19 protein-coding genes are annotated in these 25,241 nt (G+C 46.0%); 5 read left to right on the top strand and 14 right to left on the bottom strand.

Going from position 1 to position 25,241, the window contains the following annotated elements:
• Positions 1 to 59: 59 nt before the first annotated feature.
• Positions 60 to 1,166, top strand: coding sequence for a DGQHR domain-containing protein (locus BBEV_RS01530; RefSeq protein ID WP_069363852.1), 1,107 nt, complete (start codon positions 60 to 62; stop codon positions 1,164 to 1,166).
• 4 nt (positions 1,167 to 1,170) lie between these two features.
• Entirely contained in the window at positions 1,171 to 1,722 is a 552-nt protein-coding gene (locus BBEV_RS01525) for an HNH endonuclease (protein ID WP_069363851.1), read from the top strand.
• A gap of 172 nt (positions 1,723 to 1,894) precedes the next feature.
• On the opposite strand, the gene BBEV_RS01520 is transcribed toward BBEV_RS01525, so the two are convergent.
• Positions 1,895 to 4,495, bottom strand: a complete 2,601-nt coding sequence (locus BBEV_RS01520; protein WP_069363850.1) for a gamma-glutamyltransferase — start codon at positions 4,493 to 4,495, stop codon at positions 1,895 to 1,897.
• Positions 4,496 to 5,076: 581 nt separating this feature from the next.
• On the opposite strand from BBEV_RS01520, the gene BBEV_RS01515 reads away from it, so the two are divergent.
• Together BBEV_RS01515 and BBEV_RS17300 are read left to right on the top strand one after the other, a co-directional pair.
• Positions 5,077 to 5,997, top strand: a complete 921-nt coding sequence (locus BBEV_RS01515; protein WP_084007158.1) for an HD-GYP domain-containing protein — start codon at positions 5,077 to 5,079, stop codon at positions 5,995 to 5,997.
• 24 nt (positions 5,998 to 6,021) lie between these two features.
• Entirely contained in the window at positions 6,022 to 6,177 is a 156-nt protein-coding gene (locus tag BBEV_RS17300) for a hypothetical protein (protein ID WP_157100891.1), read from the top strand.
• A 110-nt stretch (positions 6,178 to 6,287) separates the two neighbouring features.
• Here the strand turns inward: BBEV_RS17300 and BBEV_RS01510 are convergent, their stop codons facing one another.
• Both BBEV_RS01510 and BBEV_RS01505 read right to left on the bottom strand, forming a co-directional pair.
• On the bottom strand, positions 6,288 to 7,202 hold the full coding sequence (locus tag BBEV_RS01510) for a CobW family GTP-binding protein (protein ID WP_069363849.1): 915 nt from the start codon (positions 7,200 to 7,202) through the stop codon (positions 6,288 to 6,290).
• A gap of 194 nt (positions 7,203 to 7,396) precedes the next feature.
• Complete coding sequence (locus tag BBEV_RS01505; RefSeq protein ID WP_069363848.1) at positions 7,397 to 9,181, bottom strand: N-acetylmuramoyl-L-alanine amidase; 1,785 nt, start codon at positions 9,179 to 9,181, stop codon at positions 7,397 to 7,399.
• A gap of 167 nt (positions 9,182 to 9,348) precedes the next feature.
• Between BBEV_RS01505 and BBEV_RS01500 the strand changes: the two genes are divergently transcribed.
• Positions 9,349 to 10,335, top strand: a complete 987-nt coding sequence (locus BBEV_RS01500) for an LCP family protein (protein WP_069363847.1) — start codon at positions 9,349 to 9,351, stop codon at positions 10,333 to 10,335.
• Between the two features lie 30 nt (positions 10,336 to 10,365).
• Here BBEV_RS01500 and BBEV_RS01495 read toward each other — a convergent pair whose 3' ends face one another.
• From BBEV_RS01495 to BBEV_RS01445, 11 genes are all read right to left on the bottom strand, one after another.
• On the bottom strand, positions 10,366 to 12,630 hold the full coding sequence (locus BBEV_RS01495) for a cell wall-binding repeat-containing protein (RefSeq protein ID WP_069363846.1): 2,265 nt from the start codon (positions 12,628 to 12,630) through the stop codon (positions 10,366 to 10,368).
• Positions 12,631 to 12,704: 74 nt separating this feature from the next.
• On the bottom strand, positions 12,705 to 13,751 hold the full coding sequence (locus BBEV_RS01490; RefSeq protein WP_069363845.1) for a glycosyltransferase family 4 protein: 1,047 nt from the start codon (positions 13,749 to 13,751) through the stop codon (positions 12,705 to 12,707).
• 25 nt (positions 13,752 to 13,776) lie between these two features.
• Positions 13,777 to 14,739 (bottom strand): glycosyltransferase family 4 protein, encoded by a 963-nt coding sequence (locus BBEV_RS01485; protein WP_069363844.1) that lies wholly within the window; start codon positions 14,737 to 14,739, stop codon positions 13,777 to 13,779.
• Positions 14,736 to 16,652, bottom strand: a complete 1,917-nt coding sequence (locus BBEV_RS01480; RefSeq protein WP_069363843.1) for a hypothetical protein — start codon at positions 16,650 to 16,652, stop codon at positions 14,736 to 14,738. The genes BBEV_RS01485 and BBEV_RS01480 overlap by 4 nt, the downstream gene beginning before the upstream one ends.
• 5 nt (positions 16,653 to 16,657) lie before the next feature.
• The gene (locus BBEV_RS01475) at positions 16,658 to 16,855 is read right to left on the bottom strand and encodes a hypothetical protein (RefSeq protein ID WP_069363842.1); all 198 of its coding nucleotides are present in this window, start codon (positions 16,853 to 16,855) and stop codon (positions 16,658 to 16,660) included.
• 22 nt (positions 16,856 to 16,877) lie between these two features.
• A complete protein-coding gene (locus BBEV_RS01470; protein ID WP_232318243.1) occupies positions 16,878 to 17,735 on the bottom strand; it encodes an ABC transporter ATP-binding protein in 858 nt (285 codons plus the stop codon).
• Positions 17,736 to 17,802: 67 nt separating this feature from the next.
• Positions 17,803 to 19,476 carry a heparinase II/III domain-containing protein gene (locus BBEV_RS01465; RefSeq protein WP_069363841.1) on the bottom strand — a complete coding sequence of 558 codons (1,674 nt, stop codon included), beginning with the start codon at positions 19,474 to 19,476 and terminating at the stop codon, positions 17,803 to 17,805.
• Complete coding sequence (locus tag BBEV_RS01460; RefSeq protein WP_069363840.1) at positions 19,466 to 20,776, bottom strand: glycosyltransferase; 1,311 nt, start codon at positions 20,774 to 20,776, stop codon at positions 19,466 to 19,468. The genes BBEV_RS01465 and BBEV_RS01460 overlap by 11 nt, the downstream gene beginning before the upstream one ends.
• The gene (locus BBEV_RS01455; protein ID WP_084007157.1) at positions 20,773 to 23,355 is read right to left on the bottom strand and encodes a glycosyltransferase; all 2,583 of its coding nucleotides are present in this window, start codon (positions 23,353 to 23,355) and stop codon (positions 20,773 to 20,775) included. Before BBEV_RS01455 ends, BBEV_RS01460 begins: the two co-directional genes overlap by 4 nt.
• Positions 23,356 to 23,359: 4 nt before the next feature.
• Positions 23,360 to 24,055 (bottom strand): hypothetical protein, encoded by a 696-nt coding sequence (locus BBEV_RS01450; protein ID WP_069363839.1) that lies wholly within the window; start codon positions 24,053 to 24,055, stop codon positions 23,360 to 23,362.
• Positions 24,048 to 25,238 (bottom strand): glycosyltransferase family 4 protein, encoded by a 1,191-nt coding sequence (locus tag BBEV_RS01445; RefSeq protein ID WP_069363838.1) that lies wholly within the window; start codon positions 25,236 to 25,238, stop codon positions 24,048 to 24,050. Before BBEV_RS01445 ends, BBEV_RS01450 begins: the two co-directional genes overlap by 8 nt.
• Positions 25,239 to 25,241 lie beyond the last annotated feature (3 nt).

The following is a 25,241-nucleotide window of genomic DNA, read 5'->3' as shown; positions in this document are numbered from 1 at the left end:
AAAACTCATCCTGTGAACTTCAAACCTTGTCGACAAATATCAAAAAGGGAGTTTTTACAATGAAAAAAATACCTATTCTGATGGGTCATCAAAAAGGGAAAAAATTTGGTGTTGTTGTTCTCGATCCCCGGGAGGTGATTAAGCTTGTTAACCTTCCAGATCCAGAAACAGGTCAAAAAGCTCAACGTCCTTGGAAAGAATCAAAAGTAAAGGAAATCGCAAAATATGTTGCGGGCAAATTAACAATTTCAGACGGTGATTCCACTCATTTTGGAAAGGGAATCATACCAAACTCACCCATTTTGAATGTTTTTAATTCCTTAAAAATTGAGGAGGAAAATGGATTTCACCTTTTATTTCCGGAAACTAAGGAAGAATTTAATCATTGTTTTGGAAACATCGAGATTCTCGATGGTCAACACAGACTTATTTCTTTTGCGAATAAATATTTAAATGTTGATTTTAAATGGAACGAAAATTACACAATGGGATTTACCGTATTCCAAAATCTCACACTTGAAGAAAAACAAGAACTATTTATGATGACAAATGACAAACAAGAAAAAGTTCAGCCGAACATTCTCTGTCAGATTAAAGAATGGCTTGGATTACTTTCAGAACAGGAATCTAATATTTTCCAATTATTAGAATCTTTGAATTCTGAACCTGTATCACCGCTAAAAGGAAAAATTATTGTCGGCGGTAAAAAAGTTAAATATGGTATGAACCTCGTACAACTGTCTAAAATCCTTAAAAAATCCGGAGTCTATAAACTGATTAATACAGAAAAAAAAAGTCAGCAGATCCACATCATATCGACGTACCTAAAATCTTGGAACGACATTTACGACGGGGCAATCAACAAAAAGGAGCATCCCCTTAGTAAAGTAAGCGGAATGCGATACATTTTCTTTTTATTCCCATCGATAATTGACATCTTAGTAAAGAAGGAGAAACGTTTTGAAGAGTCTAACATCAAGGAAATTATTGAATATTCAAAAATAAATCTCGAAGGAGACAAAGTATTTACGGATAGTGATTTAAAAACCGCATTTCGAGCAGAGTCTAACACGATTAAATTAGCAGAAAGTCAATCTTCAAAGTTAAAAGAACGATATCTGCTGGATAATGTCAACTACAATCCATTCGAAGGAGTCGGAGACTAATACGATGAATAAATTTGACCGATTTATGAAAAACAATAATATCAACAGACTGGACCTGGAAGATGTTATTTACCAGTCATTTTTACTGACAATCTTTCAAGAAATAGTTCAAAAGCTTGAAAAAAGTAACATCGAGAAAGCTTTATTCAAATCAAAACTGCGAAATACTCGAAATCATAAAGAAGAAATCATGGAATTAGACCGCTTCATTAAAGACAAAGTTGGACTTGTGGCATTGGAAAGTGACGAACTTCATCGACTCCTGATGTTATTCAAAGCCTACCTTACTAAGTCCAACTCCAGACGGAACATATCAACCGAAAGAAAGAGAGAATTACTTCAGCAACAAAATAGCAGATGCGTATTTTGTGATAACAATATCACTTTGGAATCTTGTAACATAGATCACATCATCCCTTTTAAGTATGTGGGTGACGAATTAATCAATAATACTCAAGGATTATGTCAGAACTGTAATGGATCAAAATCAGCGAAGTTAATTCACCTGATGGAGTTATTTCTTCGAAACAGAAAAATCTCTTCAAAAGCCCTTTGATCTCAAAATGTTTAAAAATCATGAATTTTTGAACTCGGAATCTACATTACCCAGAAATAATAATACCCGAGACACCTCCTTCTTCATCGGTGTCTCGGGTATTTTAATCAGCAAATAACTAAATGATATTCACTTACTCTCATTTTTCATCTTAAAATTGAAAAAGAGTTATTTAAGGATCTCCGGCCTCGTCCTCCGACTGCACCTGCGCATGCCCGCCGCCCCGGCGCACTTTCTCCGTAGCCGGCATGACTTTCCCGTTTGGGAGGAACTCAATCCCCGTCACGGCACCGATACCCTGCGTGGCCGTGGCCGGTCTGAACTGATGCCCCTTGGCTTCCAGTGCTCCAACCAGATCCGGGAGGCCGGTATCTACCTGATGGAAAATCGCCTCATACCTGCCCGCACCGCTGAATGGGTTGCGCTGATTGATTCTCGGATCGGCAATCGCCTCATCAAGCGGCATATCAAACGCCAGCCGGTTGAGTACGATTTGCAGGACCGTCGTCAGTATCGAATCACTCCCGGGTGCCCCCAGCGTCATCACAGGTGCCCCGTTTTGCAGAATCAAGGTGGGTGCCATGCTGCTCATCGGGCGCATCCCGGGCCGCGGATAGTTCGGATGGGTCGGATGTTGCCACGGCGTCCGGTCATAGAGCGCATTGTTTAACAGGAAACCCCGCTCCGGCACGACCATGCCGTTGCCGCCGATAGAGACGATCGTCGACGTATAGCTGACAATATTTCCAGCTTCATCACTGACGGACAGATGGATCGTGGATTCGCCTTCCCCTTTGTCTTCTGACAACCTGTGCGCATCGTCTGTGACGACAGGGGACCCTTCTGATGGGCTGCTCTCTTTTACTTCTTCGCCCCCGGACGTACCCAGGTCTTCCACAGTGACGCGATCAATCTGAAAGGTGACATCGTTTTGCTGGGTGAAATTGATCCCGCTCAGTAAAAAGCGGCCCCGGCGGTCATCCAGCAGTTCATCGCTTTCAAGTGTATGATCGATGGCCCAGTCACCTGGTTCAGCTTCATCTACGTCCCACAGGCTCGCTTGAAGATCATTCCCGTCGACTCGAAACCGCAGGTCTTTCCACGCGGTATCCATCTTGATGCCCATGGTGTCGAGCGTTTTTAACGCCGAATCCTGAGCCAAAAGCAACACGAGCTCTTCTGTTTCGAGGTTCACCTCGACGCCGTATCCATTCTCAGGTGCGGTGGACCCTGAGTTCCACACGTCACCCTGAAGCCAGAAACGGAGCCGCTGATTATCCCCGACGCTGTCGGTTTTGAACCGGATCGTCAGCTCACTGTTTGCTGTCGCTGCCATATTGCCGGCTGCGCGGCCGTAGGCACTGCCACGCTCCGGGTTCCGCTTTGCAATCGCCAGGCGTCCGGTATCATCCTTGATATCAAGCTCCGCATCAAACGGACTGTTCATCGGTCCCCGGTCAAGGCGGTGAAACGCCGTCAATGCCCATTTATCGCCGTCATCTTCAGTGAAATCATACGCCAATGCCGGACTGCTTTCTGCCGCCTCATCGTCGAACCCGGCAGGGTCACCTGGTCCAATCTGTCCGGTCATCGCCACATCCTCTTGAATCAATGTCCGGCGCTTGTCGGCATACGCCTTGGACAGAAAGCCTTCGGTAGAGATCGCCGTCATTGCCGGATCACCGATGTAGGCGCGCCGGTCGGCAAATGCGAGGCGCGACGCTTCCAGATAATAATGGAAGGCTTCTTCTCTTGGCATGCTGGTGAGATCAACCCCTTCGAGGATGTTCAACGCATGGCTGATCGTTAACCCACCGCTTGAAGACGGCGGCGCGCCGTAGATGTCATACCCCTGATAGGTCGAATGCACGGGTTCACGGGTGATCGGCTTATAGGCAGCTAAATCTGCCATCGTCATTGCGCCTTTCAAGATGCCGTATTCCTCTTCCCACGATTCACTCACCGCGTCGAAGTCCGGATCTGCCACAACCGGCGGTTCGTTGACAGTCTCCGTGATGGCCTGCCCGATTTCGCCTTCGTAAAAGACGTCGCTGCCATGTTCGCCGATCAATCTGTAGGTCTCCCCTAAATCCGGATTGGTAAAAACCTTCTCCGCTTCCGGCAGTTCACCGTCATCCCCGAGGTACAGATCCGTTGTCGGTTCAAACAGCCGGAAACGTTCAGCGTTCTCACGCAGTTCCCTGACGAACGTCTCATCCACCTGAAATCCTTCCTCGGCGATGGCAATCGCCGGCTGCAAGACTTCGCTCAAGTTCATCGTTCCGTATGTATCAAGTGCTTCCGCCCAGGCCTTGACGGCACCAGGCACAGCGGTGACCGCACTGCCCGAGATTCTCGTCTCCTCAGGATAGATCAGGTCCCCCGCCTCACGTCTGAGCGAGTCAGGGCCAAACACCTCCGTCGCCTGTGAGCGGTGATCAATCACGACATGCTGATCTTCTTCAGCCAGGTAGATCATCATCATCCCCCCACCGCCAATCCCGCCGGAAAACGGGCGTGTCACCCCTTGCGCCGCAGCAGATGCAATCGCTGCGTCAACGGCATTGCCGCCCTCCTCGAGGATGGTCATCCCCGCATCCGACGCGTGGACGTCTTCTGTGGCTACCGCACCGCCCGAGCCGACGACCGAATCATCCGGCGCGTCCTGATCCGGTTCTTTATCTTCCACCTCTTCATCTGAACACCCCGTCGCGAGAAGCGCCACGGTCATGGGCAGGAACAGAAGGCTGGATAACTGTTTCAACTGTTTCATCAGAATACAATCCCTCCTACTGGTGTCATTTGACTGATTTAACTTTACCATACAAAGTCGTTGCCTTACATGACAGTCTGCTCATTCGAAGCGATTGCTCATTTAGACCGAGTGAGTGAAAGAATTGTGAGACTACCTTGCCCGCTTGATGACAAGCAAACCTGTTATCCCTCGCCCCCTGAGGCAATACAATGCGGTTCACCCCCGTCATGCCGCTATGCTCATCCGCAATGACGGATCTCCTTACAAAATATACCCACAATAATTGACAGCGCCCAACATGCGCGGTCCGCATGAAGATGTGCACATCCCTCCGGACATGCTCACCTAAGCGCGACGATGCAGGGATTTCTCTGGATTTGCCCGGATTCGTTGAAAATTGTGCACATCCCAATCGACGTGCTCACATTTACCTTGGGTTGCTCGAAACCGCAGGAGGCACCTCCTAAAAAAAGAATCGTCCTGCACCTTTATCCTTAATTGCCGAATATTATCATTTATGTTCGACAGAACCTAACAGATTCGACTATAATGAATACAACAGAATAACGGAACACACTTTCCAGTTTGGAGGCTTGCTCGTGAGTTCTCAAAGATCATCCAAAACTTTTCTTCAATTAAAATATGGCGAAGCACTGGATACCGCAGCTACCAAAAAATCAATCACCTCTCTTTTGAGCTCACACGACGGCACGGAAGTCATTCATCATTGCCTGAAAGAAGGGGCCCGCTGGGGAATGAGCCCTGACTCTGAGGAACCCAATACATTAGAAGCTGTTTATATCTTATCGGGTAAATTGAAGTTACACAGGCCAAATGAGGGGTCTTTCCTTGAAGCAGGTGATTTTCTCGCAGGTCAGCCTGTCAGTGAATTCATTGTATTAACAGCACTCGAGGACTCTGAATTTCTATATATTACTTCTAACCCCGTATTTCATTATTACAGCAGCGACACAAGAAATTTAGAAATGCTGGCTATTGAAATTGAAAAAAAAGACGGATATACAGCAGACCACTGCTTTAGAATCAAAGAGCTTTCCATGCTCGTCGGCGAGAAAATGGAACTGAACTCTGAATCACTGCAAAAACTTCATTTCGGCGCACTCCTTCACGATATCGGGAAAACAGAAGTCCCGGAATCGATTTTACTGAAACCTGCCAAACTCGATGAGGAAGAATGGACCATCATGAAGGAACATACTCGTTATGGAGCAACTATCTTAAGAAAAACGAATATTACCCATTTTATCCTGGCAGCCGAAGTCGTTGAACAGCATCATGAACGATACGATGGCAGCGGGTATCCTAAAGGACTCAGACGTGATGAAATCTGTCTCGAAGCCGCGATTGTTGGTCTGGTGGATTCGTATGATGCGATGACCAGCGAACGCATTTATTCAAAAGCCCGTTCTAAAGAAAGTGCCTTGACTGAAATCAAACAGCTCCGTGGGATCAAATACCATCCGGAGGTTGTTGATTATTTTTTATCAGTCATTGAATAAACTTGCAAAGGAGGTGAAATCCATATGAAAAAGTTACTAACAGCTCTTGCCTTTGTTGCATTTCTTTCTGCTGGAACAGGCGTTGCAGGTGCAACAGATGTTGAACCTGTCAAAGAAGTCACCATTTCTGCGGCTGATGATTCTTTCGGTACGTTGAGTAAGCCAATCGTCATGGATTAATCATGATGAAACAAGCACAAGAACGAGAAAAAAATGTAAAACGCATCCGGTGATCAGTTTTAGTCTGTTCACCGGATGCGTTTTATTGTTCCGTCTGGTGCGATACAATTTCAACGCTCCTCCATTTCACTCAGCCTCTGGCCGAGTGCCTCGTGATCCAGGTTGTCACCGATTAAGACCAGCGTGTTTTTATACTTCAGGTCCGCTTTCTCGTAGTTGGCCATGCCGTAGGAATACTGAAAGAGCAGTGTCTCTCCTTCTTCGAATCGGATATAGCCCTTAATCCGGTAAATCGTATCCGGCATCTCCCTCAGGAATCCCTCAAACACCTCTTTGTTCACAGGCTTTGAAAAGGTGTGGACAAAGGTTTTGATATGCAGGTGCTCATGCTGATGGAGATTGACGTGATCACGGCCTCCCTGCCGCTCACTGTGAAGCAGTGCGTTTGCATCGACTCTGGCAAAGGTTGTCGGTATGACCTTGCCTTGTGTATTCAATGAACGCACTTCCGCTTCAATCGCCTGTTTCGTCTCGTCCGAAACAGCGTCGAGCTTATTGAGCACCACCACGTCCGCATGCTTCACCTGCTCACTGATCAGCTGCCGCACCGGTATGCTGAACGTATGGCGCTCACTCCATGTGAGGGCATCCAGCATTGCGACGAGCGAACGGATCCGTACTTTCTCTGCGAGTAAAGGTGTGAGGCACGTTTCAAGCACATCCACAGGGTGCGCCACCCCGGACGTTTCAATATAAATCACATCAAGCTCATGCTCATAAATAAGTTCATTCAATTTGATTTCAAGTTTATCCGACAATGTGCAGCAGACACACCCGTTTAACAGCTCACGAAGCGGTGTGCCATTCGGGACCGCATCCGAATCAATGGAGACTTCCCCCACCTCATTCATCACGACGGCCACCTTCCGGTTGTCCTGCCGCTCTCGCTCAAGCAACTGTTCAAGAAGCGTTGTTTTCCCCGCTCCGAGAAACCCCGATAACACCACAACATCGACTTTCCCCATCATGAATCATCCTTCCTAGCTTGTCCCTGTAACCTTACCACAGGTTTTTGAAATCTGTCATTAGTACGTATTCCCCTTATCGCAAAGAGATCTACGCAGATTCCATCAGACAATCCTTGGATCCGCAAAACATCGTCTTCATCCCGAAGCGAAAAAGATTGCCACCCCGGATCCGGGATGACAATCTCATCTTCTTATCTTCTGTAGTATTCAATAAAACCATCTCTGATTGCTTCGGCTGACTTCTGACGATACGATGCCTGTCTCAGTTTCTCTGCATCGGGTTCATAGTCTTTGAATCCTACTTCAAGCAATGCACTTGGTATCTTCGTTTCACGGATGACATGAAAGTTGCCAGATTTCACACCGCGATTTCTCGTTCCCATTTTTTGGACTGTGGCGTTTTGAATGGCATGCGCCAGTCGCTCACTCTCTCTCGCTGAGTATTTGTCATGCCAAAACGTTTCAGTTCCTTTTCCCTGTGTTGGTCCAGACATGTTTGTGTGAACACTCAGAAACGCATCGGCGCCGGATAAGTTAGCAACACTGGCCCGTTGACGCAAGGAAAGAAAGATGTCATCCCGTCGAATCATGATGACAGAAGCCCCTGCTTCGCGAAGAACGTCTTCTGCTCGAAGGGAAATATCGATAACGACATCCTTTTCTCTCATGCCGCCGCCAATTCCCCCGGCATCATGTGCACCATGACCCGCATCAATCACGATTGTTCTCCCTGCTAAAGGACCTGAACTGGCACTGGATTTAGGCAGGAAGTGCGCATAGCTGCCATGAATGTAGCCGGTTTTCCCACCCGAATAGCGAATATGGTGCCAGCTGTCACTACCCGAACTTGATATCGTATCGAGAATCTCAATCAGTGTTCCATGTTCCAGTTTATCCTGGATAGAACTGCTCGAATTGGAACTGCTTCTGACGTTTAAGGTGGAGCCTGATGTAATAACTTTCGCATTAGCATTATCCACGCCGGACAATTGATGAAGGACTGAACTGCTTACGGCTACCTCTCCTCCTAAAATGAAGGTGGTACCCCTTCTCGTTTCTAAATATGAAGAAGTCGAGGAGGTCGTCCGATCAGGTAGTGTCAAGACAACCGGCGCATTCATTTTGTGAGATAAGCCTGCTGATGCTACTGCATCAGGGTAATCCTCATGATCACTGCTGGTCGATGTTCCTCTGACCAGGATCGATTTGTCCCCGGAAAAATCGAATGCTTGATTGACTGCAACATTAGTTTCAAATCGGTCATCACCGGCAATTCGGGTTACACGTAATCCTTTTGACTCCAGATCGCTTGCAACGTTGTCTGCAATCGCAACCTCACCGCCAAAAAGATAAACTTCGTTAACTGAATCAGGTAAGTCTGATTGAAAACGGTCCTGTTGCGCCAAATAAACCGGATAATCAAAATTGGAGGAAACACCGGAAGCGGATAGCGCATCCGCAACAGTAATGCCGTTCACAATAATGGCTTTTTCAGGATCATTTCCTGAAGAAATCCGGTTGATCTTTTCAGCCGTTGCAAATCGGTTGTCCCCCGCGATTCTTTCGACCGAGACGTGATCTTCAAGATCACTGATGACACTGTTCTCAATAGCTACAGGGCCGCCTAATACATAAGCTTTCTCGGCTCCGAGTCGTTGAAGTTCGTCTTTTACACTGGCACTCAAAATGGATGAGCTGGTCAGTAAGATCGGTGCATCTTTGGCGCTCGCTAAGCTGGCGCTCGCCAGCGCATCGGCAGGATTATCTGCTCTCGCAATAATGACAGCCTTCTCTGATGAATCGATCCCATCCGGGAAAGCTGCTTTGGAGATCTCAACAGAAGTATCCACTCGGTTTTGACCTGCAACCCGCTCATAATTAAACTCAGCATATGTAGATTCAGAAAAATAAACCGTCAACCCGAAAACAATTGCCACCACAGACATCCATAACGTCATTCTTTTTATAATTTCCACATAATCCTCCCTATCTAGTTTGGCATGACATCATTATAATATACTGTACTTGATAATTGTTAATTATTCTCTAATTTATTCAATTTACATAAAATATACCTACTATACTGAAACTAATTTGGATGATATAATAAAAAAGGTCAAATTAAAAAGTCGCAGGTGAGAAAATGAAAAACCAAAATCGGAAAGATCGCCGGAAAAAAGCATCATTCAAGTTGTTTATGAAGTCTACATTGCTCATTTTCCTCTTATTGATTTTAGCCGGTGCATACATTATTCATCAGACATATCAGGCAGCCAATGACTCTTATGTTGAGCTTGCACGTGAGAAATCTGATTACAGACCCACCAAGGTCTCGATCAGTCGTGATCCGATTTCCATTTTGCTTCTCGGTATCGAGGATTATGCTGATGGAATCGGACAAGGCAGATCCGATACAGTTATACTTGCCACCTTTAATCCAGAAGAATCTTCCATGAATCTGGTTACTATTCCAAGAGATACCATGGTTTCCATTCCAGACAGAGGCGTCGAAGATAAAATCAATCACGCTTATGCATTTGGCGGATATGATTACACGATTAACGCCGTCGAACAGTTTCTTGAAGTGCCTGTTGACTATTTTGCAGCCGTCGATTTTGACGGTTTTAAGAACATCGTTGATATTGTCGGCGGTATTGAGGTCGATGTACCCTTTGATTTTGAACAAAACAGCGATGACCGGGTCGCTGAAAAGCTGCAGTTTTATGAAGGTCCAATGGAAATCGACGGCCGCCATGCACTTGCCTATGCCCGAATGAGGATGGCCGATCCCCGCGGAGATATCGGTCGCAACGAACGGCAACAGGAAGTCATACAGGCATTAGTTGATGAATTGACTTCTGCAGGTATTCTTCTCAATATCGATGACGTGGTCAGGGAAGTTGGCCATAACGTCACAACGAACCTGCGGATTCGTGATACACTGCCGCTTGCCAGGAATTATGCAAAAATGGATGACATTGAAATCCATCATAAACCAGTTGAAACAACAACCAAAGTCATCGATGGCATTTATTACGAAATTCCTAAAGAAGAAGAACTGAAGGACTTGAAGAATGCCTTGATGAATCATCTTGAGCTGAATAATATAAGAACGAGCCGCTTGCAATAAGCGGCTCGTTCTTTCTTTATGTCGGATCAATTAATGCTGTTCAATGCTTGTTCCCGGGTAGTAAAAGCCCAATATATCTTCATAGCCTTGATCCGCATTTGCACGGTTATTCGCACCGTGCTGACTCATACCGATCCCGTGTCCGAACCCTTTTCCGCTCATCTGATAGGATTCATTGAGCCCAATGCTTCTGGCAAAGTTATCAACTGCTTCGTCAGAGAAGGCCACCGGTCCACCAAGGACTTGTACGTGATTGGCATTGGAATAACGAGTAAGAAAGGATGCCATCGTGTCGTTGACATTTCTGAATCCGATTGCCATAGGTGCTTGATACTTCGAAGCCAGGCTCGAAGCTGCCAAGGCATCCGGAAAGTCCTGACCGGTTGTTAAGAAGATCCGGTCTGTATCAAAGGACGATTGAAATTTATTCAGGACTTGAGCTGCCGTATCATACCTGTTGTCGCCTGCAATCCGCTCAACATGCGACACATGATTAGCTAGTGTATTCCCGGTACTTTCACCGATCGCTACAGGTCCGCCTAAAATGTATGAATCCTTCTCCGAATGATCATCCAGAAAATCCACAGCTGTTGCGCTTGCCGAGTCCGGATGGGTGAGTACCATGGCATAGCCTTCGACAGCTGCTACAGAAGCCGCTCCAAGGGCATCTGCAAAATTTTGACCCGAAGCAATGAATGTCCCATTTACATCGGTTAATTTCTCGTTGATTTTACGATTTGTCTCGTAACGGTTGGCACCCTGAATCCGTTCAACCTCATTAACAGAAGAAATCGATTGAAGACTGCTCTCCACTTGATCAGAGAGCGCCACAGTGCCTCCGAGCATAATCACCTTTTCAGCACCCAGTCTGTCGATCTCATCTCTAACAGAATTTGAAAGGGAACTTGCCCCTGATAACAGAATCGGCGCATGATCCAACTCAGCAGCCAACGGGGCGGCGCTCAAAGCATCCGCAAATTCATGTGAGGTAGTGACGAAAACGGTCTTCTCATCATGGTCCGCAGGAAATCCGCCTGGATAGAGTTGATTGGCAACTTGAATTGCGGTATCGATTCGGGTCCTGCCCTCAATCCGGTTCACTGAACCAGCTGAAGAGGTATTCACATCATTCACGAGCAAACTTCTCATCATGCCGTTACCAATCGCTAAACGAAGCCCTCCGCCTGTTAACGTATCCGAAGAATGCGTTAAAATGCGAATGGAACCGTCACTGTTCGTTTCGTAGCCACTGCCGTCCCGTTTAATGTATCTGACTTCAAGGAATCCATCTTTAATCCGTTGACCGGACGTCCGTTCACTGCTGAACCCTAATCGGTCGACGGCAATGATCTTCACATCACTGGCTCTTGAAGCTTGACCTTCCCCGACCAGCCAGTTTCTAAGATTCGGCGCCACTTTGGAATCCTCCTCAGAAACTGAACTCCACCAGTCCCCGGGACGCGTCAGATCACGTCCACTTAAATCAATTTGCTGACCATGGATCTTTAAATCCCAACTGTAATCCTGATCATATGGATCTTTTTGTGCTGGAAGATAAGAGATCGGACTTCCACCGGTCCAAAGGTTACTGTTTTGTTCCGTATGGCCGCCGTTACTCGCAGAATAGAAAGTGGAGGCCAATCGCCCATTATCCTGCTTCACGACTTCCCCTGCTGTAGCATTCACGACGCCCTCCACTTTCGAACGGTTAGTGCTCACATATCCGTTATAAACCTGATCAGACGTTGTATCCACTACACTGAAGTCTCTTCCAGCCACGAATGTGCGGGCAGCGACTGCCTGCACCTTTAAAGCTTCTTCATGCCAGTAGGTAGGCATCTCCGCCGGTACCACACCCATTATGTACTCTTCCAGTGGCACAATATTTGTTGCCTTGACATGCCCTGAAGACTGGGTGAATTCCAGTGTCCCGCGATATTTCTTCGTATTATTCACGCTGACAAGGCCATCATCCGTTTTGTCCGGTTTGAGAACAAATTTTTGTGTCTCTGAAATCACTTTGTCACTGTCTGCAAAAACATCGAGCTTGGAGCCGTTTCGAACAACCTCCACAATCTCTGCATCATTAATCTTGTTATCCACAGAGCTGCTTACTCCGGATTTATAATCAGATCCTTCGAGTTTCAACGTGAGGCGACTCTGATTTGAAAAATCCCCGATGAGTTCAACGGTTACTTCCTGATTACTGCTTGCGTGTGTCCCATTATCGTCCATAAATGAAAAAGATGTAAAAACCAGCACCACAATTAAAAAATAAATCGCTACTTTTTTCATGTGACTCCTCCCTCCCTATTGTAAAAATCAGTATATCAGAGATTTCTTCTTTGGTAAATGAACCAAAGGGTGTGTTACTCGTGCCGCCTGAACAGACTCATCAACGGATGTCTTCTGTTTTTGTAGTCCGTTACTTCAATAATAATCTGTAACGAAACCAATACCAGCAAACCCAAAATCACCGATAACCAGATGCTGTTAGTCGAAAACACGATCGCTGCAAAACCGAAAACCCCGCTGAGCATGTAAATGATCAAGACAGCCCCGCGATGACTGAAGCCCATTTGCAAAAGCCGGTAGTGAAAATGCAGTTTATCCGCCGTCATTAATCCGATGCCTGTATGCATGCGCCTTGATATTGCCAATAAGGTATCCAAAATAGGAATTGCCAAAATGATGATCGGTACAAACATCGTAAAGATGGTCAGATTCTTCAGTAAACCGATGATCGAAATCACTGCGATGGAATACCCTAAAAATAATGAGCCCGAATCCCCCATAAAAATCTTTGCAGGATAAAAGTTAAACACTAAAAAACCGAGTGAAGCCCCAATATAAATCACAGCAAGCATCGCAGCCAGCACCTGATCCTGCATGAGTGCGACGACCAGTAATGAGGATAATGAAATGATGGAGGTCCCTGCAGCCAGGCCATCCAGACCATCTATCAAATTCACCGCATTGGTAATGGCAACAATCCAAATGATTGTCAGAGGGATGCTTAAAAACTGGAATTCAACAAAACCGATGAAAGGAATCGTTAACGAATCGATGAGGATCCCTGAAAAAGCAACAACAGAAGCTGCAGCCACCTGACCGGTCAGTTTTGCCAAAGGCCTGATGTTAAAGCAATCATCCAGTACACCAACGAGAATGATCAGGCAAGCCCCCACGGCAAACGGCATCACTTCTTCAATGTATGGCGGTCTCAGATACCATAGACCCGCAGCAACCCCTGTGAAGATGGATAAACCACCGAGTCTGGGCATGATATACGCATGGATTTTCCGGTCTTCCGGGACATCGATGGCCTGCACGTACTTCGCAAACCTCATGATGAAAGGAGTCGTCGAGACGGATACGATCAGTGAGATCAAAAAAGCGATAATATACTCTGTCATGACTCCAGTCACCCCTCGATCTGTTCTAAAATAAGAGACGATCCATCATGGCGATGATCCGCTTTTCATCAAACTTCCTGACAATACGCTTCATCGTTTCCTGATGCTGATCTTCGTCCTCCACCAATATCTGTAAAAATGCGGTTATATCCTCCACATCAGATAAGATAAAATCCCGGCCATAAATCTGTTCAGCACCTCGCCAGCCGCAAATAACCGGCATGACACCGGCAGCCATCCCCTCAGCGACTGCCAGATGGAAAGCTTCCACATCACTCATGGACAGGATGAAATCCTTATCTGAATAGAACGTCTCCATACTGCCAAATGATTCAAAAGACACATACTCAGACAAGCCTTCCTGTTCGATCCGGTCAAACTGTTCTTCAAAATACGCCCGCTCATCAGGCCGTTTCATGAGCCACTTGGTGTCAAATGGATGGACACCTTTAAACACCAGGCGGTATTCTTGACCCGCACGATGTAAAGTCTGCAGGATATCCAATGCTTTATCCATTCGTTTCAGCTTCGGAATGTACCCGACCATTCCGAGCGTCTTGTTCCCGATCGCCTTGGATGGAGTGAAACCATTCAGATCAACAGCATTGGGAATGACTCTAATCCTGCCAGCCGGAATGCGAAATTGCGCTGCAAATGCATCTCTCATTCTTGGTGACACGCAAATAAAAGCATCCACTTTTTGGGGATCGACCCAATGGAGGTATCCTGTATTTAGCTCCTGCCGGTGAAGCCGGACGATCAGCCGCTGATCCTGTCGTTTTTGCTCACTGTAGAAAACGGCATTTCCCAATCCCCATTCACAGAAGACGATGTCCGCCCACTTCAGTTTCTCCAAACTTCCAGCAATGTCGTGGCTGTTGTGTCCTTCCCAGTTATCGTAGCGGACCTCTGCCTGTTCAACCGTTTCCAGATACGCTGTATAAAAGGCAAGAAATTTCAAATCGTGCCCCGCAATCAATATCTTCATGATGAGCGCCCCTTCACTGGTAAGTCAATAAGCCGTTGGTACGTAAAACCGGCCATGTCAGGGTACAGATCCAGATTATCCTTCCATATGACAGTTGTACCGGAAGGATACTGCCGGTTATACAGCTCTTCAACATCAACCGGAAAGTCGACGACGATCCGCCACAAGGTGTCCGGGTTCTCATTCTTCACATATGAAAGCAGCAGCGTCAATTCTTCAAGTGAAGTTACCTCCGTATATAAACGGTTGACCGGTTCCTTTTTTTCATCCAGGTAAAAGCCCAGCGCCTGGCATATTTGAGTCTTCGCCGGCGAGTGCCCGTCAATCCGCGACAGCTTATCACCAAAAGCGATGACATGTGAACTTGCAAGCTTTCGTGTAGAGACCAACAGGTCAACCATCATGAATTGGTCTTTGAACCAGTTCATGGCGTAGGCAGTTGCTGAAGATACGTCCATCACCCACCACACTGTCGGGAATGCATGCATTAAATAGGAGAGCCTTTCCGTAAACTGTCCATACATGCCTTGCTGAGAAAATAAATGCTCATCGACAACAATCACATCCGGTTTTTGATCGTGAATACCATAGTATGCATTGGCATGATCAATCCGACACAAACGGTTTTCTGATTTGCTCTGCTCCTCAGTCGTCAAATGACAAACCGTCAGATCCGATGCAGCAAAACCATTATCCGGTAAAAGTACCTGTTCTTTCTCTTTGAGAGAGGCCACCGCTAATGGATAGGGTTCTTCAATCTCATTCAAAGGCGTAAGTTCAAGCGTCTGGAAGTTGATCCATCCGTGACTTTCCACTCTGTACCCGGCTTCAATCAGTTTGACCCATTCAGGAATCTGCACACAGAGTTGCCGGTTGACCGGGTAGTGATAAATCTCTCGAATCCCCTGGATATTCACCCAGGATACATAAAGGCTGACGTTTGCATCATCGCATGTATGCAGCTTCGAACATAAGCGAATCCTGTCATTGACCGGATCAAACTTGACTGATTTGACGGGAATGAAGTGCGGATAGATTTGATCCACCGCGTACTGGCTCAGCGCAAAAAGCGGGTGATTTGATTCGACCAGGCTGTTTTCTGCAATGGAATAGGGAAACATCGTAACCGGAGACCATAGTGCATAGTCACCAATCATCCACTCGTTAATAATCACACGGCCACTGCCCTGAACGGCGAGGAGGACTCTCAGTCTGTCTACGTCCTGCTCGAAGTCCACCACAGCTGATTCAATGAATTTTTTTTTCTCCACCAGCTGATCATCGTGATAACCAAACACATGCACACTGACCTCACAGGAATCCGTCTCCATCCGGATTTTCAGCAGCTTCCCGAGCACCTCAGACGGATCGATCCCGGTTTGGAACTCCATCATCCTCGCACCGCGTTCGTCCGGCTTACTTTCGATCCTGAACCCTTTGTCATCGAGCACACAGTTTTTGCATTTTTGGGCATTGTGTAAGGTGAACCCATTTCCCGTATCCAGATGATGCACGTCTTCCGTCGACAGGATGAACCTCCCATTAATTGCCAAATGGTTGACTTTACATACAGTCACTTGTTTTAATGACAACCGGATGCGGTAATAACGGTCGGTTTCTGAAAGCTGAACAACCTGTTTTCCTTCACCTGCATACTCCGAAGAAGACACATTTCCCTGATCATCTTTTGTTTCCACTGTGAATACCGCTGTTCCTGCATCCACTTCCACTTCCGCGTGCATGACCAGGCTTTGGTCTTTCGCGTAAAGCCAGCCGGCTTGCTCATCGTACGCAAAAGCATAAAACAGAACTTCACAATCCTTCACGGCAGATTGAATCAGGATTTCATTTCCATTGATGTGAAAACCATGTTGTATTGACGGGGAGATCGGCCACATTCCTGCGTAATACATGATGTTCAGCTCCTTACTGCTTTCTCTGCCATCTTGAATAACGTTCGTCCAATCCAGTTTGAGGAAACCTGCTTTTTCTCCTCTCGAAGGTAGGCGATTTCTGTCTCTCTATACCTCAGTTCACTTTCAAGCCTCTGGCATTTCTCTTCCAGATCTTGAATCGCCTCTTCTTTAAGCTGTGTTTCGATCACCGACATTTTCATACATAAATGGCTCCTTTATCAATCAGTTCACGATTTGGAAATAAAGCGATATCCCAAAAATAACCACCAGCAAACTCAGCGGGATATACCGGATCAGCGGTCTTGTGTAACCTTTACCTTTTTCCCGTTTCAACTCCTGAACCTGTCCTTGTATCATCTCGTTTCGATACGCCAATTGCTGTTCCTTCGGTAGCTCATTATAGTGATCGATAAATTCCCTGTATTCCTGAATCACTTTATTGGTCCGGCCAAACGCTTTTAATTCCCCAAAGTGGATCCAGGCGACTTTATTGCACATTTTACGGATTTGACTTGGTGAATGACTGACGAAAAAAATGGTCTTTTGTGCATGTTGAAACTCCTCAATTTTTAGAAGGCATTTGTTTGAAAACGTTTCATCGCCAACCGACAGTGCCTCATCAATGATCAGAATATCCGGATCTGTATGCACCGCGATTGAGAATCCCAGTTTCGCTTTCATCCCACTGGAGTAATTTTTGATCGGTTGATTGATGAATGAATTCAATTCGGAAAACGCAACGATGTCATCAAATCTCGCTTCGATTTCCTCACTGCTCAGTCCGTGCATGAGGCATTTCAACCGGATGTTTTCAGCACCTGTCAGTTCCTGATCCAGACCTGCGGAAATGGCGATCAGGGAAGGGGTGCCATGAACCTCTACGATCCCTCCTGAGGGCTGCGTCACCTCTGCAATCAAATTGGACAGCGTTGATTTCCCCGAACCGTTTAATCCGATCAACCCAACCGAATCGCCAGGGTTTACCTTGAAGGAAATGTTATTCAAAGCATAAAACACCTTCTCTTTCTCTTTTTCAGTCACTGCAAAAAGAGACCGGACTTTGTCTGATTTTTTCGGCATTGGTGTCATAATATTTTGATACGTGCTTTAATTTCACCTTATGCATTGTCGTCAGTCCCTTCATTGCTCAAGTATATAGTTCATAAGTCGAACCATTACTTAATTGAATACGTAATACACTGTTCACCCTGCTAATCTCAGTGACCTTGACATCACCGGTTTCGAGACTGATGATGCGATGATGATCCCCGATGACGGCATCACGGGTAAACTGAACCTGATGAGTAGGCACTAATTCATTCACTTTTAACGAATTCACTGCCTTTGGCTCATCCAAATTCCCTTCGTTCACCTCGGTAAGACAAGCTCCAGTCCATTCCTTCAGGCAGAACGGATGCCCTTTTGCTGAAGTGAGCAATACTCTTCCATCCGCCTGTTTCACAACGCCGATACGGTGATCAAGATTGAAATTCGATACCACACGCTGTTCCTCCACGGCGTGAACCTGATCAAAGACCACATAGATCGGATGGTTTAAGAATTTAACCACAAGCCTCTTCGTCCACGAAGCATCTTCATAGGACTCATTGATCCCTTCCACAAGAACAAAATCAGCTGTTGGATCATACTTGGTTAATCTCACTTTCTGCAGGTAGCGATTTGCATGATCCAATTTGTATGGATACGCATCGAAATAGAGACCGCTGTGCGCTTTTGCTGATTTCACATAGCGCCGCTCTGGAGAAATACTATAGTTGTATTTCCCAGGATCCCGCAGAATACTCTCTCCATCATAATTCAAAATGATAGACAGGTCATCATAATGCTTATGAGTGATCGTACTGTATCCTGAGATGAAAACCAGCTGGTTCTCTATTTCATGTTGTCTTTGCTTCAAAATACAAATACCTGCATCCCAATCAATGAAATCACCGAACCGTTCATCTTTTACCTTTTTCACATCCAATAAACTCGCAGCAGAATCCCCAATCTCAGGAATGTCTCCCCCTTCTGTTTTCAAAGCAAGCAGGTATTCATTCTTCCTCTTTATCATGGATACGATAGGTTCGCCCAGTGACTGATTAAACGACGACAAATACGTCTCGATGTTTTCAAACAGATTGCAAACCAATTTATGGTATTGAGGAGAGTTTTCCAGGTGTGTACCTTTTTGTGAAAAGACGAAAAAGAAATACACTTTGATCCGGTTGATTGCAAATTGCACATCTTCATCACTGTTAAATGCAAATCCGTAGACAAGTATTGCCTGATCCATCATTAACCCGTGGTTATGAAGGCGATGATTGGCCCCATCCTTCAAAAAAGACAGGTGACGCGAAACGAGTCGGTCCAACTGCTTTCTTTCTCGATGATTCAATATATGTGACCCGTATTTCAAAAAAGCCATCAGATTTTGAAAGCGGTTTGCCGTTGCGTGATCCACCCACGTCATTTCGTTATGCTGCTTTTTTTTATCATATTTGATCCACTGCAAGATAATCGCCTTTGCCTCTTCGAGATACTCTGCCTTCGATGTGAGGATATAGGCATTAATCAAATGATTGACAATCTTCAGACTCTGCATGTAAAGCATTAACGTTCTTCCTTGCCCGGCAGGTTCGAGATTCCACGGGATACCTTTTGACACATCGACTTTATCAAATTTACGAGCCAGGTCCCAACTTTTTTTCAAAGCTTCATCGGCGACCGGTACAGACGTTTTTTTGGTCGGAACAGGCATCAGAATCGCCTTTTCAGGAATCTGTGAAAACTTTTTCTGCAATGGCTCTTTAAACAACATGATGGCTCACTCCCAGGATCGCATCGTACACCTGCTTCAGCTTATCTTTCTCCACATCCCAATTGTATTTCAACTTCGCCGTTCGACAGTTTTGGCTCCATTCGTCGCGCTTTTCCGGGTGGTCCAGGACAAATCGGATCGCTGCTGTGATCTCTTCCAATGAATGGGAATCCACAACGAGACCGACCTCTTCTTCTTCGACCACCTTTTTGATTTCAGGGAAGTTGCAGGCGATCACCGGCACGTGAGCCATGATGTATTCAAACAGCTTATTTGAAGAAGCTGAATAATGATTAAAGCAAATGTTTTGAAGCACCTGAAATCCAACGTAGCCTTGCTTCGTATAACTAGGCAGCGACATCAGGGGAACCTTGGGATGAAATTTTATCCGGTCATTGAGACCGAGCTCTGTTGTCATCTCCATCAGTGATTCTTTGATTTTTCCTTCTCCCATCATCACCAATGTTGCCCCGTCAACATTTTTCATCGCCTTCACCAGGAGTTCGAGGCCCCGTCCTTCCTGTACACCGCCCTGATAGAGCAAGATCGTATGCGCTTTTGGAATCGACAGTCGTTCGTATAAATCCACGTCATCGTAGTCAGAAATATCAATCGCAGACGAATAATTATAAAGGGTTTTAGGATAGTACCCATACAGCTCCTCATGCCGTTTTGCCCTCGTATGATTTTCCACAATCACCTCGTCGGTAAAACGAAGCAAGAAGCGTTCATAACGGCCGAACCAGGGCGTATTATAACCCGTTCTGCTCGTCTGTACTTCGTGAGAATCATAAATTAATTTACGTTTTTTAAAGCGGCATTTGGCGCATACGGTCCCTTGAATCAAGGTATTCAGATCATGGCTGTGATACACATCTGCATCCGTCTGCCAGCCTCTCCTTATCATTCGCATGATAATCGCAAGCCGGATCCAGATAACACGAAACAACACCTGCTTCACCGCAACAGCCAGGAGCAAAGCAGGCAGCGCCAGGGCAATCCCCAGTACCGGATGGTAAGAAACCCCTGCAACAAGAGCAACCAGCAGCCAGACGAGTAACACAGCCGCCGCACGTCTTCTCCTCCTGGACATCAGCTGAAGAAGTCCCGGATAACGCTGAACTCTCGTGACGGAAAACCCGTCATCTATTGTCTCATATGGATGCACCGTATCATCTGTCGGGTCATCAATCGCGATCAGTTCCGTCTGATAACCGAGAGCCGATAAAGCCGTTCCTTCGCGCATCACTCTTGCATCGTTCGTAAAGTGGTTCCATACAAACATCGTTACTTTTTTCATAACTTCTCTCCTGCACTGTGATCATTTTCTTTCAAATTATCCATGATACCGATGATTTCCTGATGATGGTCTGTCAGCATTGGACGGTAAAGCTCAAAGATCTCCATCAGTACATCAATCGCTTCATTCCGTTCTTCAGGCTTCACTTTTTTCAGCTTCTCCAAATACCAGTTCCTGAAATAATAACTGAACCGGTCTTCTAAATACGTGTCCATCAGCTGATGTTTGTTCAGAAATTGAATGCGTTCTTTTTCAAGCAACGCATATTTCCGGTAAAAGCCCGCGCTGATCGTGTTCGTCACGGAATTCTGAACGCCCGCATAATACACATGAATCGGCAGATCCAACGCGATCGTCTTCCTGGAATGAACGAGCAGCTCATGGAAGAACAGCGTGTCCTGGCCAATGGCCCCATCGACCATGGTCAGCTGATGATCATCTATGATGTGCTTCTTCACGATGACCGCCTGGATACTGTGAGATTTCAAGTTACTCGCTTTCAGAAATGCAACCGGATCTTTCACTGCCTCGGGATCATCACTGAAATGCTTGATATACCCCCAGAACTGGAAAATGCTTTTCTTCTGATCGTTTTCCTTGATGACGTTGCCGACGATCATGTCCGCTTTTTTATCGTTTTTCAGCGCTTTTAGCAGTTCGCTGTAGCCATCACCCGTCGCTTCGTTGTCCGGATCGAGAAATGTCAGGTACGGCGCTGTAGCGAGCGACATCCCTTTGTTTCTTGGGCGGGAAGCACTGCCACTTGGTGCATCAAACCGGTGAAATCGAATATGATTGTATTTTCTTTGCAGTTCATTGAGGATCATTTTCGTTTCTTCACAAGTACTTCCGTCGTCCACAATGATCAGCTCCATCTGATGAAACATCGATGAACGGATCAAGGAGTTGATGCACTTATCCTCGAGGTACCGGCCATTGTTATAAACCGGAATGATAATGCTCAGTTCCGGATTTTGCGGTTGTTTGACTTTAAGAGACTTATGATACGCGACTTGAGCATAATCCAGTAAATACCCTTGCAGTTTCTTCTTCGTCAACGCGTCGCGATGATACAGGGTCAATTCATCATTCTTGGCCTTTGTCACATACGTATGAACAAAAAAGGTATCTTCTTTCGTGACAAAATCGACATCCGTATAGGCGAATGCTGACAATAAATCCTCCACATAAGCAGATTCGTAATGAAACGCTTTGGAAAAACGTGTGTAAAAATCAATTTCAGGGTTCTCGACGACATCCTGCACTGAATCAATTCTCACCAGGTTCGAATACCTTTGCTGCTCAAAACAGACCAGCAATTCAGGGCTCTCTTCCTCCAATATCACTCCGATTTTCGGATTCGGCAGTGTTTGCTTCAAGCCTGCCGTTTCACTGATCTTTGCGATCCTGTGGTAGCTCGTTTCATTGAGCATCACCTGACGAATGCCTTTTGCCCTCAATTCCATCAGATGTTTTTCAGGATAACCGTTCAGTATCCGGATGACATCATCTTTCGCATGCGCCATAAAGACATTCGGGAACTTATTATTCACACCGAGGCTGTAGTTTGAGATGATCAGATTTCCGAACGCCTGCAACTCATAAATTCTGTTGGCAAACATGGTATTACTGTACTTGACGGAATTCATGTTGACTGCCCAGGGAATGAACTTATGCACACGCTGCAGTTCTTCGTGCGCCATCCCTTCACTGATGCAGGGAATGTATTTTGCCGGAAAACGGTATTTCGACACATTTAAATTCATATTACGGTCGATGATCGTCAACGCCTTCCCCGCTTCAAGAACCCCATCAAAAATCATGCGGGTCTCTTGCTGACGAACCGGGTATTTTTCATACCAGGAACCGGCAAATACCACTTCATCTTTCCGTTGCTTTGCTTCGTTTGTGCGGGTGCCCACCGGATTATGATAGGCGGGATTGACCGCAAAATCCATCACGCTGATCCGGTCATGGCCCGTAAGCTCCTGGTAATCCGCTACGGATTCCTCCGCCGACGTGAAAATAAAGTCCGCTCTCAGGCTCATCTCTGCAAAGATCTCAAAGTTGACCGGGTCTTCCTTTGAATAGTAGATCACCGGAATGTCCCGGGCCTTGAAATAATCCATCAGCTCATACATGTCCTGGCGCGTCTGTGATTCAGGATTGCCCAAGCCTTTCCAGGATAAATCCACACCCTTCCACGCGCTGACGATGACGACAAAATCAAGGTCATGATAGTCAATCAGGTTCGCACCGCGTGGAATATAGCGAACATCTGCTGTATTCTTCAAGGCGTGGTATAAAAATTCATCACAGATCAATCCGATCTTGAGATCAAATTGTTGATAAACCTTTGAACCGTTTACCGAAAATTCATCCTTGTGTTTGTCAAACGCTTTCGCCATATTGCTTTTGAAATTCACTTTTCCCTTTAGCTGATACTGTTCATAGTAGTTGGACGTGTATTTTCTGAAGGAGAGTTTCGAATACGAAGCAAGCCCCCGCAGATAATCTTCCTGGATGGTTTTTTTACTGTTTTTCAGCGATTCGATAAATTCATCATGTTCATTACTCATCAGTTCACCTTCTTTTGAATTCCCAGTATTTGATCTGAAGTTTCCCAAGCTTTGAAGCCCTCAAATTCTGGTACTTGTTTTCCAGGCTATCGTTGATCCGCTGCAATTTTTGCAGCGCCTGATTTTGTTCAAGTACTTTGTTCGTCAGATCGACGATAATCTGCGATGATCGATGCCGTTCTTCCTCTATGGCCAGCAGGGCATCCTGTCCTGCAATCATGTCCATGTTCAGCCCCGTTTTTTCCTCTTGCGTATTTCTGATGAGCGATGACCTCTGAATCCAGGCGATAAACTGCTCGCCTGAAAAGATCGCCTCATAAATTTCGTTCTGGATTATGGCAACATACATGGATACCAATTCCCTGCTCGTTAATTCCTCAAGGGACAAAGCCTTCACAGGGAACAACAGCGACGTGTCAGACCAGTCGGCTTCATGAATGATGACTTTTTCCGGCCGTTTCCGATACGCCCTGAGAGACTTCTCAAAACGGGTCCAGCCCACCACCGCCCCATTCAGCGCCATTAAATGGCGCTCATTGTCGGCCGGGTCCACCTTGATGCTTTCAACAAATTTCAAACGTAAACCAGGCATTTCCGAGAGCACGTCCGATGGATCTTCTTCGTGATACACCGGGTGTTCCTGATCTTCAAGGAAAAAGTACTTTCTCGCATAGGCCATATTTTTCAACAGTTCAACCATGTCTAGTATTCACTCCTCTGATGACACGAATCAAATCTTCCGCATTTTTTTCCCACGTAAAGGATTCCGCCAGTTTAAAGGCATGTTTCTGATACACCTCGGGTTCTCTTAAAATCGTCAGGATCGCTTCTGTTATTTCCTCAGATCCTGCATTTTCCATACTAAAACCGGCTTTGTTGGACTCGATGATGTGTGCCGTTTCGCCGGCAAGATTCGTCACCACAGGAACCCCTGCACCAAATGAATCAATGATCTTGCCTGGCAGCACATTCATAAAGACGTCCTGCTGGTTCATGATGGAAAGGGACACGTGATGTTTTGCCATCTCGTTCAGGCTCTCTTCACGGGTCATATGATCAAGCACCGTCACATTGGCGAACTGTTCCTCTTGAAGACGTGTTTTGAGCGCTTTGGCATGCACGCCATACGGGATCAGTGTCACATCCACGCCGTGATTTTTGAGTTTCGTACAGACCTCACAAAGCAGGTCAATGTCCTGCGCGTAGCCTGCATTTCCCGAATAGATAACCGAATAGGGACGGTCCTCGCTGTATTGCATTTCTTCTTTCACCAGCGAATTCGGAACATAGGTGATCTCCGGTGCCTCATCCGTCACTGATTGAATGTGATGGGCAAAGGAGCGGTTATTGACAACGATGGCAGCGAAATATTCATACATGTTTGTTTCCGCTTTTTTCAACAGTTGCCGAAACGGGAACCCCGTGAATTTCCCCAAAGCGAAAACACTGTCCGGCCACAGATCCCTGACCTCCAAAAGACTCTTATGCCTCAGTTTTTTACCGGATGCCATGACGGACCAGGGCATAAAAATATTCGGCGTCGTCACATAAATCACATCGTAGTGGTGCTGATGTTTTCTGAGGTAGTGACGGACCCTCAAAAACAATTCCGTATAATACAAGATCCGCCAGAAAAAGGCTGTTTTTTCCTTCGATACAAAGGTGTTCAAACGATGTATATGGTCATTTTCATTCATTTCCTGGTCATTCCAGTAAGGGCTACCCTCTTCAAATAATTTTGCCTCCGGGTAGGAAGGTTCAGTCGTCAGCGCACTGACGTTCATACCCATCATGTTTAATTCTTTATAAATATTTTTAAGCCGGTTCGCCCCACTTCCGAGCTCCGGGTAGAAATTCTGGCTGATCAGTAATATTTTATACATAAC

The organism is Salisediminibacterium beveridgei, from assembly GCF_001721685.1.
Taxonomy (GTDB): Bacteria; Bacillota; Bacilli; order Bacillales; family Salisediminibacteriaceae; genus Salisediminibacterium; species Salisediminibacterium beveridgei.
Note: the sequence above shows the minus strand (reverse complement) of the source record. Positions and strands in the feature narration are given on the sequence as shown.

What these genes read in the sequence shown, in the direction of transcription:
- BBEV_RS01480 (WP_069363843.1), bottom strand. Translation starts at nt 16,652, where the DNA reads ATGTATTACGCAGGAATGTGGCCGATCTCCCCGTCAATACAACATGGT.
- BBEV_RS01490 (WP_069363845.1), bottom strand. Translation starts at nt 13,751, where the DNA reads ATGACAGAGTATATTATCGCTTTTTTGATCTCACTGATCGTATCCGTC.
- BBEV_RS17300 (WP_157100891.1), top strand. Translation starts at nt 6,022, where the DNA reads ATGAAAAAGTTACTAACAGCTCTTGCCTTTGTTGCATTTCTTTCTGCT.
- BBEV_RS01485 (WP_069363844.1), bottom strand. Translation starts at nt 14,739, where the DNA reads ATGAAGATATTGATTGCGGGGCACGATTTGAAATTTCTTGCCTTTTAT.
- BBEV_RS01500 (WP_069363847.1), top strand. Translation starts at nt 9,349, where the DNA reads ATGAAAAACCAAAATCGGAAAGATCGCCGGAAAAAAGCATCATTCAAG.
- BBEV_RS01455 (WP_084007157.1), bottom strand. Translation starts at nt 23,355, where the DNA reads ATGAGTAATGAACATGATGAATTTATCGAATCGCTGAAAAACAGTAAA.
- BBEV_RS01495 (WP_069363846.1), bottom strand. Translation starts at nt 12,630, where the DNA reads ATGAAAAAAGTAGCGATTTATTTTTTAATTGTGGTGCTGGTTTTTACA.
- BBEV_RS01445 (WP_069363838.1), bottom strand. Translation starts at nt 25,238, where the DNA reads ATGTATAAAATATTACTGATCAGCCAGAATTTCTACCCGGAGCTCGGA.
- BBEV_RS01470 (WP_232318243.1), bottom strand. Translation starts at nt 17,735, where the DNA reads ATGCCGAAAAAATCAGACAAAGTCCGGTCTCTTTTTGCAGTGACTGAA.
- BBEV_RS01450 (WP_069363839.1), bottom strand. Translation starts at nt 24,055, where the DNA reads ATGGTTGAACTGTTGAAAAATATGGCCTATGCGAGAAAGTACTTTTTC.
- BBEV_RS01525 (WP_069363851.1), top strand. Translation starts at nt 1,171, where the DNA reads ATGAATAAATTTGACCGATTTATGAAAAACAATAATATCAACAGACTG.
- BBEV_RS01460 (WP_069363840.1), bottom strand. Translation starts at nt 20,776, where the DNA reads ATGAAAAAAGTAACGATGTTTGTATGGAACCACTTTACGAACGATGCA.
- BBEV_RS01510 (WP_069363849.1), bottom strand. Translation starts at nt 7,202, where the DNA reads ATGGGGAAAGTCGATGTTGTGGTGTTATCGGGGTTTCTCGGAGCGGGG.
- BBEV_RS01530 (WP_069363852.1), top strand. Translation starts at nt 60, where the DNA reads ATGAAAAAAATACCTATTCTGATGGGTCATCAAAAAGGGAAAAAATTT.
- BBEV_RS01475 (WP_069363842.1), bottom strand. Translation starts at nt 16,855, where the DNA reads ATGAAAATGTCGGTGATCGAAACACAGCTTAAAGAAGAGGCGATTCAA.
- BBEV_RS01465 (WP_069363841.1), bottom strand. Translation starts at nt 19,476, where the DNA reads ATGTTGTTTAAAGAGCCATTGCAGAAAAAGTTTTCACAGATTCCTGAA.
- BBEV_RS01520 (WP_069363850.1), bottom strand. Translation starts at nt 4,495, where the DNA reads ATGAAACAGTTGAAACAGTTATCCAGCCTTCTGTTCCTGCCCATGACC.